Raw genomic sequence first — 17,537 nt, 5'->3', positions numbered from 1 at the left:
ATCTATATTACAAGGTCCGCTTTTCAGATGAGAAAGTGCTCCGGACTATCCCTGTCACTCCTCATGCCAAAGGGAGTATAAGAATTTTAATATTTGAAACGGCTTTTACCCCACAATGCTTTCGTTATTCCTTTCTGTTCGGGAGCTGGTCGAATTTGACTACTTTTTCTAAACCATCGTCCCAATTGGCTTTGTTCCCCCAATAAATATGGCCTTGAGGTTTTATTGGCACATCGCTGTCGAGACTCCCAGCAGGGACAACCAACAATTCTCCATCCATCTGCATATTTGGAAGAGCTGAGCCACAATTCGAGCAAAAACTTTTTATGTGCCCCTCTGATTTAAAATCAAAGATTTTGGCCTTATCTTTTCCCGACAGCCATATTAACCTTGCCGAGGAGGAAAATAGATTAGCGGCATGGGCGGAACCAGTGTCTTTGCGACAACGTTCGCAATGGCAAAGAAAAAAGCTTTCAAACTCTCCGATTATTTCAAAAACAATTTCGCCACAAAGGCAAGATCCTTTATATTTCATGCGCGTTTTCCTAAATTTTATTTAATTATAGTGCGTTTCTATAGAATCAGTTTTGAAGAATTTTTCATTTATCCTCTCAGCAGCAGGAGAATATCTTGACTGCCACCAGAATGGCAATGGGGAATTTGAATTCCGGAAATCAGATTTTTCAAATCGCCATTTTGAGTTGTGGCGAGGACTATTCGTCTGAGAACCTTTTTCAAAATCAAGATGAACAGCTATAGTGCGAAACGCCACCAACGTTAAAAAACGCCTCAGGTTTTAGCCGATAATATTTATCTTCTACCCTTTGAGATTGCTCATCATATGGAGAACTAAGCACTTCTTGCAACTCTCTTACTAATGTGTAGTCACCCAGCATGGCTTGTTGATAGGCGGGGACAATCAACCACTCTCGCCATGCGTATTTGGGGTTGATCTGTTTCATCTTTGCCGATATCTCAGCCAAATTGCCGCCTTTGATAACGAGTTCGTGCCAGCTTTTCAGCCAAGATTGCCATTCCTCATCAAGTTGTTGTGAGGTCTTGCTATAGAAGCTCTTTTTCAAGACTGCAATATTCTCTGGTACATGGGATAATTCACGGAAGAAAATGGTGTAATCCACCTCTGATTTGGTCAGTAACTGCATTAATCCCTGCACTAGCTTTGGGTGATAGTCTGTCAACCCAAGCTTGGCCGCCCACATGTTTTGGATTTGTTTTTGCATTGCCTCTGCAAAACCATGACGTATTTGATCCAATTGTTCCAAAGCTCCGGTATTTTTTGCAAGCAGCGGTCTCACTGCAGCCCAGAACATGTGGTAATTGGCTTCTGCTGCGGTTGGCTGATTGAAGAAGGAAAAGTGTTCGCCACCGCCAGTCCATGGTTGAAACCCAGGGTCGAAGATTTCACAGAATCCAAATGGTCCATAGTCGAGGGTAAAGCCACCTGTGGCGCAGTTGTCACTATTAAAATTACCCTGGCAGTATCCAATACGCTGCCAATTGGCCACTAGTGACGTAAGCCGCCGGCGAAAAAGCTTAGCCAACTCAACCACTTGATCCGCAAAAACAAGATCTTGATTAATATCGTTTTGGTATTCCCGGTCAATTAAATGCGACACAATCATGCGCAACTCTTCTAAGGCTCCTGGATGAGCATTGCCGCGAACCCGGCGGGCAAATAACTCTAACTGACCAACGCGCAAAAAAGATGGTGCAACGCGAGTTGAAATAGCCACAGGATTATCCACCATAATATCAGGATCGGTGGAGTGAGAATCTTGGGAGTACCAGGGCCGGGTAACGCTCTCAGATTTTGATACATACAGGGTTAGAGATCGCGTTGTGGGAACCCCAAGGGCGTGCATATACTCTTGCGCGAGGAACTCACGCACACTTGATCGAAGTACGGCACGCCCGTCTGCACCACGGCAATAAGGCGTTGGTCCGCCACCCTTTAGTTGCATTTCCCAACGTTGTCCTTTGAATACCCCTTCAAATACTGATATCGCCCGACCATCGCCATAACCATTGCCGGTTCCAAATGGACATTGGTGGGTATATTCGGTGCCGTAAATTGACAGGGCATAGCCAGTGGCCCAGCCAATTTTACGCATCGGCTTGTGCGCGGCTGAGATATCACCGGAAAATACCTGGCGAAATTTTGGATCATTTACCAACTCGTCCCTCAACCCAAGTTCATTAAAAAAAGTGCTGCTATGGGTTACATATTCCGGGTCTGGAAGCGGCGTGGGAGTGACCGGTACGAAGTGACCGGAAAAAACCTGACGGGCACGGTGATCGTTACCATCTCCGGTGGCATCAGGATCGGCATTTAAGGTATCCATTAAAGAATAATCAGCTAATCGCACAAACTCATCGAAAGTCGATATGCGCTGCTGAGCAGATGGTTTAGACAATGACATTGTTTCAAATACCTCATAACAGCTATCATCAATTTACATGTGCGAACGGGTAATCGGTATAACCTTTCTCTGCACCGGCGTAAAAGGTCGATGTATCCGGGATATTAAGCTGTTCACCTGTTTTAAATCGATAAGGCAAGTCAGGATTGGCAATAAATAGCTGACCAAAGGCAACGGCATCTGCTTTTTCTTTTACAATAACATCTTCAGCAGTTTCTTTTGTGAAACCTTCATTGGCGATGTAAACACCGCCGAACGATTTCTTTAATATTGGTGCAAACCAATCATCACGCATAGCTTCTCGAGCACAGATAAAAGCGATATTACGCTTTTTTAACTGTTCGGCAACATACGTAAACGTAGCAAGCAGGTTGGAATCTCCCATATCATGGGCATCTCCCCGGGGGGCTAAATGCATACCGACACGATCAGCTCCCCAAACCGAGATAACAGCATCGGTTACTTCCAGCATAAACCTGGCACGGTTTTCCAGACTTCCACCATATTCATCGGTTCTCTTGTTGGTACTATCCTGCAAGAATTGATCGAGCAGATAACCGTTGGCTCCGTGTATCTCAACACCGTCGAATCCAGCCTTTTTAGCATTTTCAGCTCCTATCCGGAATGCTTCAACAATACTGTCTATCTCATCTGTTTGCAGGGCCCGTGGTGTAACAAACGATTTTTCCGGACGAACCAAACTGACATGCCCTTTTGGTCGAACCGCGCTTGGGGCAACAGGAATTTCACCATCGAGGAACATGGGGTCAGAGATCCGTCCCACATGCCACAATTGCAAAAATATACGTCCCTTGGCTTTATGAACTCCGTTGGTAACTTTCTTCCAGCCCTCTACCTGTTTTTCAGACCAGATTCCAGGTGTATCAGCATAGCCGACACCCATCGGAGTAACAGAAGTTGCCTCGCTTATTATTAAGCCGGCGCTGCTTCGCTGGGTATAATATTCTACCATTAAATCATTTGGTGTACGTTCCGAGCCTGCACGACTGCGCGTCAACGGGGACATGATAATACGATTTGGCAGCTCTAATGCACCAATAGTTAAAGGATTGAACAAACTGTTCATATTTCATCTCCTAATCATAGATTGCAATAGTTCTTCACCAAAAAGTAACGAACTATAGAAGTTTGTCAATATTGCATATACCTGCTCGGGCGTTAATTCCTGAATTCGGGCTTGTTTTTCAATATCGTTTCGGATGGTATTGGAATTGAATAATTGGCTTATCAGGAGGGCTATAAGAATTTGAAACTGCTTCCACCCCCACAATGCTTCTGCTATTGAATGCTGTTAAAAAAAGAGACTGGGCGATAACCGATAGACATATTCTGGGGTCTTCGAGTTCTGATATTTTTTTGAAAGTTGGTGATTTAACGCGGTGCTGACCGGCGCAAAAGGTTTGAGCGACATGAGAGCGGAAACCTTTTGCGTCCGAGCCGGTTAGCCTTATTGCTTAAAAAATTATCTGTTTTACAATGGGCGCAGACTGCTGCGAAAAGATATGCACGGATTTATGGAACAGACTATTTATTAACAGATGCAAGAAATTTATCTATTTCCTGTATATATTGCTCTTTCTGATCCAACCATCCGTAATGACCGCATTCATTCAAAAAGACCACTGTCGAATTCCGTAATATCGAATGGGCCCTGAAAGCCGTCCCATCACCGACAATATCCTGTCTTCCCTGGATAATCAGCACGGGTTTGGAAAAATTACGCAACGTTTCTTTGCAGTCAAAATTTATTTCATGAAGATTCCGGAAGACCAATTTATTGATCTGAAGATTCGTATGAGCCAATCTTTCAGCCACCTGAGGGACAAATTTTTTATTATAGAGATATGCAGGAGCCAGGCATTCCCCTTTCTTGTATTTTGCATCATAACCGGTATCTCCCTGTCTGATTTTCTCCAGCCAGTATTTCAGAGACTCTTTTTCCGCCTCGCTCAGTCGGATATTGATATTTGCACTGACATAATTCAGAACCTCCAGATCGATCCCTCCGCTCGAGGACAGGATCATCCCCTTTATGCGTTCCGGGTAACGGGATGCATAATATTCAGCCATCCATCCGCCAAATGAGTGTCCCAGAACAATCCAGTCTTTTATATTCAGGTGCGCCCGCAGACTTTCGATATCCTGTGCCATCCGCTTCATGGTGATCGTGGTATTGTCAATCTTTTTCAATGCGGATTTCCCTGTCCCCCGCTGGTCAAACAAAATGGTCAGGTATTTGTCGGAAAGCAGTTCAGCTAGCGGGGAAAAGCCTTCGGAATCCAATCCGGGCCCTCCGTTTATAATAAGAAAAGGGGAACCGCTTCCGTACGTTTGATAATGTATCTTTCCGTCATCAGTTATCAGGAATCCGCTTTTCTGAGAAAACGCAGGAGGGATTATTATAAAATTCATAAAAAATATGATGAATAACACTTTTTTCATGATTCTTCCTTTCTGTTTCAGATTGTTAAATCAGATTTTCTCATCTGATAGAGGCTAAAAAACGCAACCCGGTGCTGACCGGCGCCGTGAACCCTTGCATAAGCGGCTTGCGAGTTTTCTCGCAATCCGGTTTAATGCAAATGTTATAAGCTCTTTTGATTCTTATGTTTATTTATAAAATCAGTTACAAAATCGACATTAAACGATACAGCTTCGCAGGTTAAGTCCTCACAAATATGTGGTGGATTACCCTCATTAAATCCTTCCGGGCGTAAGACCTTGCACAATAAGGTTTGAAATCGGTTCTCAAACTGCTTTGCATATTCATTACAAGAATCTACGATTTCATCATCAGAAATTTTCCTGCCCCTTCCGATTATCCCTAAGAACATCAATGTACCTTCCACTAAGCCACATTGAGCTCCATATTTCCCTGCTCCGTGCATACCAAGAGCCGCATCAATTATTTGATCTGATAGCTCAATAGAAAATATCTCAGATAATATTTTTAAATTTGTAGTGGCACAATTAATATCATCCTGCCAATAAAGGGTGTTGAAATCGATGACGCAATTTTAACGTTATCCGACAAATTTTCAGTATGTTAGTAATTGAAAAAGCCTCTGTTTAGTTGTATCTTTCAAGCGCCTAAACAAAAAGGAAACAACACCACAGAGGCTTTATGCATACAAAAAATATCAGGCGAATCATCACAAAGCAATTGAAAAAGAGTTTTCCGAACTGGAAAAAGATGACAAGGAAGTCCAAAAAAGAGCTGACAAAGCAAATCATGATGGAAGTTTTGGATAATTATGATTATTCTCAAACCTTGGACATCCCCATCGAAGAACTCATAGGAGTTGAAGATCAGGCCCCCTCAGCAGAGATTCGTAGCCTTCCTGAGATGGCGTCCTACATTGAAAATTTTCATTCCGACAACCTGTTTCATTTTGACACCCTGAAAAAGCCATACCCTGAAATTGTAGACCCGGAATTGCAGTTTGTTGACCAACTTATAGACAACCAGATTATCAACAGCTTGATTGCGCCTGACGGATATTCCGCTGTGCACAGGGATATTCAACCCTACCAGTTATTTCGGATGGAGCTTTTAAAAATAATCAAATACCCTGAAATCAGTTACAGGAAATTTTGCAGCGATGAATATTTTGGCAGGGAACGAAAGCAAAACAGGCGTTTTGTGAGACTGCCTTTAAATACCAAACACCAGGCAGATCATACTGAATTGTGTCACTTCCGGCGTGGCCTGAATTTCAAACAATTGATGAATGTCCTGGTATATTTCCTCCATCATTTTTATAAATCAGGCTGTCTGGAGAGTGCCGTTATCCATGGTGTTGATTCCAGTGAACTGCCGTCTGAAATCAATTACCCCCTTTGCACAATTCAGGTCAAAGGCAAAAAAATACGAATGTATTCCGATCCGGACTGTGATTGTGGAAAACGCCGGAATAAAAGGGATAAATCGTATTACGTCATTGGCTACCGGCTTCACACCCTAACAGCCATCAACCCATCGACAGGCCATAGTTTTCCATTGGTATCCCTAATCGGGGCGGCAAATCATCATGACAGCCTGTTTTTAAAACCGTTGATCAAGCTTGCTCAAACATTGGGTATTGATATCAAATTGATAACCGCCGACCAGGCTTATCACGATAGTGATGGTTCGGTTCTCAACGAAACCGGTGTCTATGTCGTCACCCCTGCATCGGAGAAAGCCAAACTTCCTGACAACGTTTTGGAATCGCCATTAAGGGTTGCCTGTAATGATTCTTGTGAGATTCCAATGCAGTTTTTGGGATCGACACCGGAAGGCCACGAATTTGGATGTGATGCCGTTCCGGGTGAGTGTGCGTTTGAATCAAATTGTTCAAAATCAAGGATCGTTGATTTTGACAGCGGCTATTTTCAACCAATGCCGATTTTTCATAGCGGATCTCAAGACGCAATCGAGATCCGGAAAAACTGTGAAAGGCCCTTTAATCTGATGAAAAAAAGAGAAGGCCTCGAACAAACACGGGTAAGAAGCCAGCATGGTGTGATTGTCCGATCAACTCTGACGACTATCGTAACATTGTTGATTGAAATGGCCGGAACAAGGCATAAACCAATGAAAAAAGAAGATGGGCAAAAGGAGTTGTTTGCTGCCACAGGATGAATTGAACGTTCAATGCGGGATTTTTTCTGAGCCGATTGATCGGTCGCTATTGGTATATCTGAATACAACAAAGGCCGCCGTCTGAAATAGATTTTATGCGGTAAAAAACAAAACCAGATATTGCTACGGTAAAAGCCGGACAATCTGACATTGGAAAAAAGAATTACAAACGCGTGGGGCACCTATAACGAAACAGAAATTTGAACGGTTTCAACACCCTTTTATAGTTACCCGTTTGTGATTTTCCAATTCCATAATACTGTGGATTATCCCTGCCCCTCTCTATGGTCTTGGCGGTTTAAAATATCATTACACCAAAAGAATGCTGTAAATGGACAAATTAAACCTATTTTTTTGCAAGAACCTCATCAACCCATGACATAGCAGCCATAGCGTTGGGAAAACCTGTAGTAGTCACAGCCAACAACACTGCATGTCTGATCTCGTCTTCAGTTGCCCCGGCACTATACGCCTTTCGTACTGCGGACATTACAGCGCCTCTTGAATTCGCTCCCATTGCAATCCCCAACTTAATCAGATCTTGATATTTTTCTTCTAGAGGACCGGCATTTCGGCATGCCTCCCCCAGATCACTATATTTTTTTAAAAGATCTGGATAGGTTTTGGAAAACGCCTCATATGGCTTTGGTAAATGCATAACTTCTCCTATCCTGAGATATCAACAGAACTTTATTTTTCTTTGGATCTTATCCATCATATAAAAATGGGGAATTAAAAGTAACGATTCCAATCAAATGGAGTAAGTCGAAACCCTGGAGCCAAAAAGAGAACTCCCAAGCCTTTATTGAAGTTGTATCGCCTACTTTCGTAATTGGTAGCTTGGATCGAAAACCTGGCAGATCAAATCAAGGACTTGAGGTGTGGACTATCCTTCGGTAAGGCTCCGTTTTTCGATCGGACGACTCCCCAGACTCCCTGTAGTTGCAGGATTCCTATATATTTCAACATGGGCTCTATTTTGGGCAATGATCATAACTTTCCAAACTTGTGGGGAGGCGTCCGGGGTTGCAGTCCCGGATGCCGGATCTGCATATTTTGATTCAGATGCGCAAGTCCCGGGAGTTCAAGGGAAAACCAGTTTCTCTTCAAAGGTCAGCACTGCCCGCTTCTCCCGGGTTATAGAAAATCCGATTTTGCGGAATCCCGGTTCGGACAGGCCCGGCGTCCCAGGGTTACGCCCTATTTTTTATTAGGTAAATTGAATCAATTCTTCGCAGAATGCATCCAGGGCCTGCGCCAGATTCTGCTCATCTGCCTCGGTGGGGGCCCCTGCCATTCGTAAAACCCGAGCAGATCCCAGCCCGAATTATCTACCGGTCAAACCAATGGGTCGTTTTTTTACAAAAACCAACCAGCATCAGCATTACCGGGACCTCAATCAGAACACCGACTACCGTGGCAAGAGCGGCTCCGGATGACAGACCGAACAGCATTACAGCCGTTGCAATGGCGACTTCAAAATGATTGGATGCACCAATCATGGCAGCCGGAGCTGCATCCTCATAATTTAGCTTGAGAAATCTTGCCCCTGCATATCCCAGGGCAAAGATGAATATTGTCTGGATGAAAAGCGGTATGGCAATCCAGAGAATGGTCAATGGACTGGCGGTGATGACTTCGCCCTTAAAGCTGAACAGCAGCACCAGGGTCAGAAGAAGTGCACTGATGGTCACCGGAGTCAGGACACCTAAAAATTTTTCCTTGAACCAGGTTTCCCCTTTGGCTGAGATAATCCATTTTCTCGAAAAATAGCCTGCCACGAGCGGCAGGGCAACATAGACACCCACTGAAAGGGCAAGGGCCTGCCAGGGGATGGGAAGTTTACCAACGCCGAGCAGGAAACCGCCCAGCACCCCGTATAATACCAGCATGGTAAGGGAATTGAGCGCAACCATAACCAGGGTTAAGCCGTCATTGCCCCTTGACAGATACCCCCAGACAAGGACCATTGCCGTGCAGGGTGCAATACCCAAAAGGATGCATCCTGCAAAATAGCTTCGCCACAAAGGAATTTGAAGCATATTAATGCCGTCCTGCAGAACAACAATGCCGGCTCCGTGTGCGGCGCCGATGGGCAGATCAAGACCAAAAGGCATTTTTACAAGATCCACGGCCTCTGCACCGATAAAGGATTTAAAAAGAAAACCCAGAAAAAACAGGGAGATTGCGCACATGGTGAAGGGCTTGATGCCCCAGTTGATGAACAGAGTTAAAAATACAGGCCGGCCGCTTTTCCCTGCCTTGATCACAGAAGTAAAATCAATCTTAGCCATGATGGGATACATCATAAAAAACAGACAAACCGCAATGGGAATGGATACCACCGGGGCTCCGTTCACCTTTATGGACATCCCATCCAGGGATCCGGCAAGGTCCGGAGCGATTTTACCCAGAAGAATTCCGCCGATAATAGACAATCCGACCCAGACCGTCAGATAGCGCTCAAAAAGACTGGTCATTCTGCGGTCATTGCCGGTATCCGTGTTCATTGTTCTCTCCTTTGGCTGACAAACTATTTGGTTCGCTTGTTTATGTTTTCAGGCATTTTTTCAACAAACGCTTTGATCTCATCCCTGATTTTCCGGTAGCAGTCCAGCTGCTGTTCCCCATTGCCACCCTGGTCTGCAATCTCTTGTGCCATCTTGGGCGGATCATCAAATCCGACATGGATAACCTTAGGCGGGGGTGGAAAATATGGACAGGTTTCGTGGGCATGTCCGCAGACGGTGATGACAACATCCAGTTCCGTATCTTTAAATTCGGCAATCCGCTTGGACCTATGGGTTGAGATGTCCACCCCGGCTTCGGCCATTACTTTGACCGCATTGGGATTCAGGCCGTGTGTTTCAACACCGGCAGAGTAAACCTCAATGATGTCTCCCTTTAGTTTTCGGGTCCATGCTTCCGCCATCTGGCTGCGGCAGGAATTGCCCGTGCAGAGGAACAATATTTTGAGCTTTTCTTTCATCACGTATCTCCCTTTACTCTTTTGCCTTGGTGAAGGCACTGCTTTTTCTTTGTTTCCGGCTCAGTTCTTCGCAGGGGATAAGCAATATTTTTTTCAATGCTTCCGAATCCTTTTCCGCCTGCCCGGATTCCTGAATCTGACCTTTCACCCACTCCAAAAGAGGGACCAAAGAGGATTCCTCCCGGTTTATTCGAAAGTATATCCACCGTCCCTGCTTACGGTTTTTCAACATCCCGGCATTGACCATCAACCCCAGATGCCTGGAAGCCGTGGCTCCGGCTATCCCTAAAAATTCAGTTATCTGACAGGCGCATAATTCATCATGGGCCAGCAGCACATTTAGAATCCTGAGCCTGTTTTTATCCGATATTGATTTGATTATAGAAAGTGTTTGATCCATAGAACCCATATGATTTTATAGTTAGCTAAATAACGAATTAAGTATATGGGGTAGAGAGCTTTTTGTCAATATGGTTACATTTGAAGGGGGGATGATTAATTGACTTATGAGATATTTTTTTGTCACAATCCTAGAAAAAAATACCAAATAACATCAGATCCTTAAGTGATTTATAAAAAAAATGATAAATTCATTTTTTTGAATATTATGAACAGATCAAAACAATACAAGGGGGATTTTATCACATGACAATCAATCGGAATTTTGCTTCACCATGCGGACTTTACTGCGGCGTTTGTGCAATCCATATTGCGGATCGTGATAACAATGAAAAATTCAAGGAACGGCTGGTTGGGCTTTACAAGGGTGGTGTTCCCGGGAAAGGGATTCTGCCGAATAGTGAAAATATCACAACAAGCGACATCAAATGCGACGGATGTCTTTCTGATAATCTTTTTATGCATTGTAAACAATGTGATATCCGGGATTGTATAAAAGAAAAAGATTATGAGGGGTGCCATCAATGTGATGAATTCCCTTGTAAATATATAGATGATTTTTCAATGGATGTCGGCAAAAGGGTGATTCTAAGATCTGTCCCATATAGAAAAAAATATGGGACAGAAAAATGGATTGAAGATGAAGGAGCTCGTTATTATTGCCCGGAATGCGGGAATAAGGTTTTTCGGGGTGTTGTGAAGTGTAATAAATGCAAAGTGGCTCTAAACTTGGATTAATTTCTTTCGCTGGATACCCAAGCTACCATCCTGTACCGGAGAACATATGATGAGACATGGGAAAGGATCACAGAACAGAACTCACTTGAGGGTATGTCCGGCAAGGTTGATTTTTCCCCTCACTTGAAATAGGCTGATTCAGAACAAAAACCCTGCCGCTGATCCGGCAGAAAAATCACTACATCCATGTAAGGAGAATCAGGAACATGTGGAGACCTTCTGTGTGCACCAAGGACTGTCCGGATGCGTGCGGACTTCTGGTCAAAGTGGAACAGGGAAAAATCACCAAGGTAAAGGGGGACCCGGACCATCCCTTTACCCGGGGCTTCATCTGTAAAAAGGCAAAATTTTTTCCCGACCATGTGCACAATAAGGACAGAATCCTGACCCCTTTAAAACGCAAAGGCCCCAAAGGGTCCGGCCAGTTTGAGCCTATAAGCTGGGACGAAGCCCTTGACCGGGTAACGGATCAGATCCAAAAGGTCTGTTCCGATTTCGGGGCCCAGGCCATCCTGCCCTATCACTTTGCCGGTCATATGGGGATTGTCCAGCAGCACGCCGGCCATGCTTTTTTTCACAAACTCGGGGCCAGCCGGATGCTGTCCACCATCTGCGGCCCGGCGTCGGGTGAGGGCTTCAAGACCACCCTGGGAGCCGGGCCCAGCACAGATATCGAATCTGCCGTGGATTCGGATTTTATCGTCATCTGGGGCAGCAACACCCTCACCACCAATGTCCATGCCTGGCCCTTTTTCCAAAAGGCCAGGGGAAAAGGCGCTCCCATCGTGGTCATTGATCCTTACCGGAACCGGACTGCCAAAGAGGCCGACATTCACCTGATGCTGAAACCCGGAACCGACGCGGCCCTGGCCCTGGGAGTGATGAATATTCTGATCCGGGAAAGCCGGGTCGACCTGGAATTTGTGAAGAACCAGACCCTCGGATATGAGGACCTGGTAAAACGGGCGGCAGAATACCCCCTGGAAAAGGTCTCCCGGATCTGCGGGGTCCCGGCCGGCCAGATCAAAGATTTCGCACTTGCCTACGGAAAGGCAAAAGCCCCCTTTATCCGGACCGGGTGGGGGCCGGGCCGACAGCTCAGGGGGGCCATGGCCATGCGGACCATTGCCTGCCTTCCTCCCCTGGTCGGAGCGTTTACAACCAAGGGAGGGGGCATTACCCGGAGCCTTGGGGGAGGACCTTCGGACATCACCCGGTTGACCCGGCCGGATCTATGCCCGACCGGGACCCGTGTGATCAACATGGTGGAGTTGGGGAATGCCCTGACTCAACTTAGTGATCCGCCTGTCAAACTCTTTTACAACTACATGAGCAACCCGGCTGCAGTGGCGCCCCAGTCGGCCAGGATCCTTCAGGGCATGGCCCGGGAAGACCTGTTCACCGTGGTCCACGAACTCTTCATGACCGATACGGCCCTGATGGCCGACATCATCCTGCCCTCGGCAAGTTTCCTGGAGATGATGGATCTTTACAAGAGTTACGGCCAGAATTATCTGCGCATCGCCCGGCCTGTGATTCCTCCCCTAGGAGAGAGCCGGGCCAATCTATCGATCTTCCAGTCCCTGGCCGCCCGGATGGGATATGAGGAAGAGGTATTCGGTCTGGATGAGGAGGAACTGATCAAGGGGTTTCTTCAGGACGGCCATCCCAGCCTGGAGGGGATCGACCGCGAAGCCCTGTGGCAGGGAAAGGCTGTGCGGCTGAACATCCCGTCCAATCCCTATGCCCAGGGATTCAATACCCCGTCGGGCAAGGTGGAGTTCTTCTCCCGGGCCTGGCAGGAAAAGGGACTGGATCCCCTGCCCTGCGGCCGGGTATGGCGGGACCCGGACGGAGAGGATAAATTCGGCCTGGAGCTCATCACCCCACCCCATCATCTTTTTCTCAACTCCGCCTTTAACGAAATCGAGGGAATCCGAGAACTTGCCGGAAAGGCCCGTCTCCTGATCCATCCCGATGACGCCCGGGACAGGCGCATCGTCCAGGAAGATCCTGTCAGGATGTTCAACGATAGAGGGGAGTGCCGTGTCCATGCCAGGCTCACCCGGGACACCCGGCCCGGTCTGGTGGTGGCCGAGGGACTTCACTGGCCCAGATTCATGAAAGGGGGAAAGGGCATCAACCAGCTGACCAGTCAGCGGCTGACGGATCAGGGGGAGACCTGTGCGTTTCACTGCAGCCGGGTAGAAGTAGAAACCCTTACCGCCAGCAAGGCAACTTGCTGACGGCCAGAGTGCCCTGCCTTACCCCTGCAATAGAATCTCTTTCAGATACCGACCCGTATGACTCTGTTTTTCCCGGGCCACATCTTCCGGCGATCCGGCCGCAATGATCTCTCCCCCGCTTGCCCCGCCCTCGGGGCCCAGGTCAATGATCCAGTCCGCAGTCTTGATCACGTCCAGGTTGTGCTCGATGATGACCACGGTGTTGCCGGCGTCCCGAAGGCGCTGGAGCACCTTGAGCAATAGCCGCACATCCTGGAAATGGAGCCCGGTGGTGGGTTCGTCCAGAATATAGAGGGTGTCCCCTGTGGCCCGCTTGGCCAGTTCCCGGGCCAGCTTGATCCGCTGGGCCTCGCCCCCGGACAGGGTGGTGGCTGCCTGGCCCAGCTTGATATAGGAGAGGCCCACATCCATGAGGGTGTCCAGGATGCGGGTGATTCTGGGATGATTCTCAAAGAGTTCCCGGGCCTGGAGAACGGAGAGATCCAGGACATCGGATATGGAATGGCCTTTATAGGCGATTTCCAGGGTGGAGCGGTTGAACCGCTTCCCTTCGCAGACCTCGCAGGGAACAAAGACATCGGCCAGAAAGTGCATCTCCACCTTGATGTATCCGTCCCCCTTGCAGGCTTCGCACCGGCCTCCCTTTACGTTAAAGGAGTACCTTCCCTTTTGATATCCCCGGGCCTTGGATTCCGGGATCATGGCAAAGAGATCCCGGATATGATCAAACACCTTGGTATAGGTGGCCGGGTTGCTCCGGGGGGTCCGGCCGATGGGCTTCTGGTCGATGTTGATCACCTTGTTCAGGTGGGAGAGGCCGATGATCCCCTTATGGGCCCCGACAGCCATCTGGGATTGATGAAGATTGACAGCCAGGGCCGGGTAGAGGATCTGGTTGATCAGGGTGGATTTACCGGCCCCGGACACCCCGGTTACGGCCGTGATCAGGCCCACCGGAATTTTGGCGGTCACGTTTTTCAGATTGTTTTCCGAGGCCCTTTGAATGGAGACCCATTTTCTTTTCTTGGGTTTTACCCGATTTTTCGGGACTTCTATCTTCTCTTCTCCGGTTAAGAATTTGCCCGTAACCGAGGCCGGGTTGGACCGGATCTGGGCCGGGGTTCCCTGGGCAACGATCTGCCCCCCCAGGTGGCCGGCCCCGGGACCGATGTCGATGATCCAGTCCGACTCTTCCATGGTCTCCTGGTCATGCTCCACCACAATGAGGGTATTTCCGATATCCCTTAAATGCTGAAGGGTTTTGAGCAGCCGGATATTGTCCCTCTGGTGGAGGCCGATGGAGGGTTCATCCAGAATATAGAGGACCCCGGTGAGTTCGCTGCCCACCTGGGAGGCCAGCCGGATCCGCTGGGATTCCCCCCCGGACAGGGTGGGTCCGCTCCGGTCCAGGGAAAGATAATCCAGGCCCACATTGACCAGGAAGCCCAGCCGGTCGGAGATCTCCTTGAGCAGTTCCCCGGCGATCAGCTTTTTGCTGCCCTCAAGGTCCAGGCTGTTCACAAAATCATGGGCCTGGCGGACGGTCATCCCGGTGAGGTCGATGATGGATTTCCCCTTGATGAGCACGTGGAGGATCTCTTCCCTGAGACGCTTTCCTCCACAGGCCTTGCAGGTGCTGGCCGTCATGAATGCGGAATAATATTTTTTCTGGGACTCGGACTGGGTGGACTGGTACCGCCGCATCAGGGTATGGATCAGACCCTCATGGGTCCGGGTGAACTCCCCCTGGATCTTGGCTGAATTCCATTTGACTTTCATCTCACGGGATCCAGACCCGTACAGGATGAGGTCCTTATGCTTTTTGGACAGATCTTTCCACGGCTTATCAAAATCTATTTTAAACTGCTCTTCCATGGCCAGGAGCTGGCCCCTGCCCCAGGAGTTGTCATTGGAAAACCGGGGTTTCTGGATAAAATAATTCTTCCAGGGCAGGACCGCCCCCTGACGGATGCTCAGATTCTTGTCCGGCACGATCTTGTCCGGGTCCATGGAGAGCAGGGTGCCGATGCCGTTACAGTCCGGGCACATGCCCAGTGGGGAGTTGAAAGAAAAGATCTGGGGAGTGAGTTCAGGATAGGCAATGCCGCAGCAGGAGCGGGCCTCGCTCATCTTCCGGTCCTCCCGGCCCAGGATGTGGACGATGATCTGGCCGTTCCCGAGTCCCAGGGCCGTTTCCACGGAATCGGTGAGCCGGGATTGAAACTCTTTTTCTTTTTTGATGACCAGGCGGTCCACCACCACCTCGATATTGTGCTTTTTGTTCCGGGCCAGGGCCTGGACCGCTGCAAGCTCCTGGACCACCCCGTCCACCCGCACCCGTCCGTATCCCTCTTTTTTCAACTCCTCCAGGCGCTCCCTGTGCTCTCCCTTCCGGTTCTCCACGATGGGGGCCAGGATCAGGATCTTTGAACCCGGGGGCAGGTCCATGATCTGGGATACCATGGACTGGGCATGGCCCCGGCCCACTTTCTCCCCGCATTTGCAGCAGTGCTGGGTGCCCACCCGGGCGAAGAGAACCCGAAGGTAGTCATAAATCTCCGTGATGGTTCCCACGGTGGATCTGGGATTCTTGGACGCGGCCTTCTGCTCGATGGCGATGGTGGGGGAGAGCCCCCGAATCGTATCATACTTGGGTTTTTCCATCTGGCCGATGAACTGTCGGGCATAGGAGGAAAGGGACTCCACATACCTTCGCTGGCCCTCGGCAAAGATGGTGTCAAAGGCCAGACTCGATTTCCCCGAACCGGAAACCCCGGTGACCACCACCAGGTTTTTCTTGGGGATTTCCACATCGATATTTTTAAGGTTATGCTCCCTTGCCCCTTTGACAATGATGGAATCCAATTCCTTGGAAGCCTGTACGGGCAGGACCCTGACATTTGTCTGGGTTTGGATATCCGCACAGGCACTGCTTTCGTGTTTCATTTTTTTCTTTTACCTTATCTATTCCCCCCCTGCCCGGGCGTTCCACCGGACAGGACAGATCCGTTTCAGCAACAATTTTACACAAATTCTATTTGAAAATCATAAGCATGGCCGGGTCAAAGTAAACCTCGACCTTGCATGAAAAAATTGTAGGAAAAGAGGAAAACGGCTGAAGTCTTCCCGGCTTTTGCAACCCTGGGGTAAGCCTTGATACAAGATAAACACCGAAATCTCTTGAAATTATTATCATAGATATTATGCTGTAGATCATGAAAAATATAGATCCCTACAGTCTGGCCTTTTCTTCCTGCCCCAACGACACCTTTATCTTCAAGGCAATTGCCGGGTCATTTATTGATCTAAAAAAGATGTCCTTTCACATCTCAATGGAAGATGTGGAAACCCTGAACCAGAATGCCGCAAAAGGAAAATACGACATCACCAAGCTCTCCTTTGCCGCCCTGGGCAGTCTTCTGGAAAAATACGGCCTGCTCAGGACCGGATCGGCCCTGGGCCGGGGATGCGGCCCTCTGATCATCTCCCTGCCCGGCCGGAGCCTGGATGGGGAGGGAAAACAGAAGATCGCCGTTCCGGGACTGGGCACCACGGGTTTTCATCTGTTCAGATTTTACCTGAACGATCAATTCCCCGGGGTGGATCCCCAGATCCTTCCCATGCCCTTTGAAAAGATCATGCCAGCCGTCATGGAGGGTTCCGCCGACTTCGGGGTCATCATCCACGAGGGGCGGTTTGTATACCAGACCATGGGCCTGGAAATGAAAGCCGACCTGGGCCAGTGGTGGGAAGACCAGACCGGGCTGCCCATCCCCCTGGGCTGCATTGCCGTGCGCCGGGAACTGGGAGAGGCCTTTGCCCGGAAAATGGAATCCCTGATCCGGGACAGTATTGATCATGCCTTTGCCCACCCGGACATGGGAAAAGATTATATTCAAGCCCATGCCCAGGAAATGGATGAGGCCGTAATTCAAGAGCATATCAAACTCTATGTAAACCAATATTCCCGGGATATCGGAAGCGCCGGAGAACAGGCGGTTATCCGGTTTTTTGACACTGCGGTAAAGGCCGGTCTCATGGAAAAACCCCGATTTTCCCTGTTTGCCTGCTGACAGGAT

General features: G+C 48.4%; 14 protein-coding genes. 4 read left to right on the top strand and 10 right to left on the bottom strand.

The features are described from left to right. Positions 1-124: 124 nt before the first annotated feature. The 5 genes from F608_RS0115795 to F608_RS37390 all read right to left on the bottom strand — a co-directional run bounded on the left by F608_RS0115795 (position 125) and on the right by F608_RS37390 (position 5,437). A complete protein-coding gene (locus F608_RS0115795; RefSeq protein ID WP_022666623.1) occupies positions 125-535 on the bottom strand; it encodes a GFA family protein in 411 nt (136 codons plus the stop codon). A gap of 205 nt (positions 536-740) precedes the next feature. Beyond that, positions 741-2,441 carry a protein adenylyltransferase SelO gene (locus F608_RS0115785; RefSeq protein ID WP_022666621.1) on the bottom strand — a complete coding sequence of 567 codons (1,701 nt, stop codon included), beginning with the start codon at positions 2,439-2,441 and terminating at the stop codon, positions 741-743. A gap of 28 nt (positions 2,442-2,469) precedes the next feature. After that, entirely contained in the window at positions 2,470-3,528 is a 1,059-nt protein-coding gene (locus F608_RS0115780) for an alkene reductase (protein WP_022666620.1), read from the bottom strand. A gap of 458 nt (positions 3,529-3,986) precedes the next feature. Then, complete coding sequence (locus F608_RS0115775; protein WP_279615096.1) at positions 3,987-4,874, bottom strand: alpha/beta fold hydrolase; 888 nt, start codon at positions 4,872-4,874, stop codon at positions 3,987-3,989. Positions 4,875-5,047: 173 nt separating this feature from the next. After that, positions 5,048-5,437 (bottom strand): C-GCAxxG-C-C family (seleno)protein, encoded by a 390-nt coding sequence (locus F608_RS37390; protein WP_425248202.1) that lies wholly within the window; start codon positions 5,435-5,437, stop codon positions 5,048-5,050. Between the two features lie 149 nt (positions 5,438-5,586). On the opposite strand from F608_RS37390, the gene F608_RS0115765 reads away from it, so the two are divergent. Then, positions 5,587-7,086: a hypothetical protein gene (locus tag F608_RS0115765; protein ID WP_022663626.1), complete on the top strand. Its 1,500-nt coding sequence runs from the start codon at positions 5,587-5,589 to the stop codon at positions 7,084-7,086. Positions 7,087-7,432: 346 nt separating this feature from the next. Here F608_RS0115765 and F608_RS0115760 read toward each other — a convergent pair whose 3' ends face one another. The 4 genes from F608_RS0115760 to F608_RS0115740 form a co-directional block, all read right to left on the bottom strand. Then, entirely contained in the window at positions 7,433-7,744 is a 312-nt protein-coding gene (locus tag F608_RS0115760; protein WP_022666617.1) for a carboxymuconolactone decarboxylase family protein, read from the bottom strand. Positions 7,745-8,417: 673 nt separating this feature from the next. Next, on the bottom strand, positions 8,418-9,596 hold the full coding sequence (gene arsB / locus F608_RS0115750) for an ACR3 family arsenite efflux transporter (RefSeq protein ID WP_022666616.1): 1,179 nt from the start codon (positions 9,594-9,596) through the stop codon (positions 8,418-8,420). Between the two features lie 23 nt (positions 9,597-9,619). Then, positions 9,620-10,075 (bottom strand): arsenate reductase ArsC, encoded by a 456-nt coding sequence (locus F608_RS0115745; protein ID WP_022666615.1) that lies wholly within the window; start codon positions 10,073-10,075, stop codon positions 9,620-9,622. Positions 10,076-10,088: 13 nt separating this feature from the next. Further along, the gene (locus F608_RS0115740) at positions 10,089-10,475 is read right to left on the bottom strand and encodes an ArsR/SmtB family transcription factor (RefSeq protein ID WP_022666614.1); all 387 of its coding nucleotides are present in this window, start codon (positions 10,473-10,475) and stop codon (positions 10,089-10,091) included. 245 nt (positions 10,476-10,720) lie between these two features. Between F608_RS0115740 and F608_RS35750 the strand changes: the two genes are divergently transcribed. Both F608_RS35750 and F608_RS0115730 read left to right on the top strand, forming a co-directional pair. Further along, positions 10,721-11,212 (top strand): DUF3795 domain-containing protein, encoded by a 492-nt coding sequence (locus F608_RS35750; protein ID WP_084681170.1) that lies wholly within the window; start codon positions 10,721-10,723, stop codon positions 11,210-11,212. Positions 11,213-11,418: 206 nt separating this feature from the next. Next, complete coding sequence (locus F608_RS0115730; RefSeq protein ID WP_022666612.1) at positions 11,419-13,458, top strand: molybdopterin-containing oxidoreductase family protein; 2,040 nt, start codon at positions 11,419-11,421, stop codon at positions 13,456-13,458. A gap of 18 nt (positions 13,459-13,476) precedes the next feature. Here the strand turns inward: F608_RS0115730 and uvrA are convergent, their stop codons facing one another. Continuing rightward, positions 13,477-16,404 carry an excinuclease ABC subunit UvrA gene (gene uvrA / locus F608_RS0115725; protein WP_022666611.1) on the bottom strand — a complete coding sequence of 976 codons (2,928 nt, stop codon included), beginning with the start codon at positions 16,402-16,404 and terminating at the stop codon, positions 13,477-13,479. 269 nt (positions 16,405-16,673) lie between these two features. Here uvrA and F608_RS0115715 point away from each other — a divergent pair, with 269 nt between their 5' ends. Then, positions 16,674-17,531, top strand: a complete 858-nt coding sequence (locus tag F608_RS0115715; RefSeq protein WP_022666609.1) for a 1,4-dihydroxy-6-naphtoate synthase — start codon at positions 16,674-16,676, stop codon at positions 17,529-17,531. Positions 17,532-17,537 lie beyond the last annotated feature (6 nt).

Source organism: Desulfospira joergensenii DSM 10085 (assembly GCF_000420085.1).
In the GTDB taxonomy this organism is placed as follows: domain Bacteria; phylum Desulfobacterota; class Desulfobacteria; order Desulfobacterales; family Desulfobacteraceae; genus Desulfospira; species Desulfospira joergensenii.
This window is presented reverse-complemented; position numbering and strand designations above follow the sequence as displayed.

What these genes read in the sequence shown, in the direction of transcription:
- F608_RS0115775 (WP_279615096.1), bottom strand. Translation starts at nt 4,874, where the DNA reads ATGAATTTTATAATAATCCCTCCTGCGTTTTCTCAGAAAAGCGGATTC.
- F608_RS0115780 (WP_022666620.1), bottom strand. Translation starts at nt 3,528, where the DNA reads ATGAACAGTTTGTTCAATCCTTTAACTATTGGTGCATTAGAGCTGCCA.
- F608_RS0115760 (WP_022666617.1), bottom strand. Translation starts at nt 7,744, where the DNA reads ATGCATTTACCAAAGCCATATGAGGCGTTTTCCAAAACCTATCCAGAT.
- uvrA (WP_022666611.1), bottom strand. Translation starts at nt 16,404, where the DNA reads ATGAAACACGAAAGCAGTGCCTGTGCGGATATCCAAACCCAGACAAAT.
- F608_RS0115715 (WP_022666609.1), top strand. Translation starts at nt 16,674, where the DNA reads ATGAAAAATATAGATCCCTACAGTCTGGCCTTTTCTTCCTGCCCCAAC.
- F608_RS0115745 (WP_022666615.1), bottom strand. Translation starts at nt 10,075, where the DNA reads ATGAAAGAAAAGCTCAAAATATTGTTCCTCTGCACGGGCAATTCCTGC.
- F608_RS0115785 (WP_022666621.1), bottom strand. Translation starts at nt 2,441, where the DNA reads ATGTCATTGTCTAAACCATCTGCTCAGCAGCGCATATCGACTTTCGAT.
- F608_RS0115765 (WP_022663626.1), top strand. Translation starts at nt 5,587, where the DNA reads ATGCATACAAAAAATATCAGGCGAATCATCACAAAGCAATTGAAAAAG.
- arsB (WP_022666616.1), bottom strand. Translation starts at nt 9,596, where the DNA reads ATGAACACGGATACCGGCAATGACCGCAGAATGACCAGTCTTTTTGAG.
- F608_RS0115740 (WP_022666614.1), bottom strand. Translation starts at nt 10,475, where the DNA reads ATGGATCAAACACTTTCTATAATCAAATCAATATCGGATAAAAACAGG.
- F608_RS0115795 (WP_022666623.1), bottom strand. Translation starts at nt 535, where the DNA reads ATGAAATATAAAGGATCTTGCCTTTGTGGCGAAATTGTTTTTGAAATA.
- F608_RS0115730 (WP_022666612.1), top strand. Translation starts at nt 11,419, where the DNA reads ATGTGGAGACCTTCTGTGTGCACCAAGGACTGTCCGGATGCGTGCGGA.
- F608_RS35750 (WP_084681170.1), top strand. Translation starts at nt 10,721, where the DNA reads ATGACAATCAATCGGAATTTTGCTTCACCATGCGGACTTTACTGCGGC.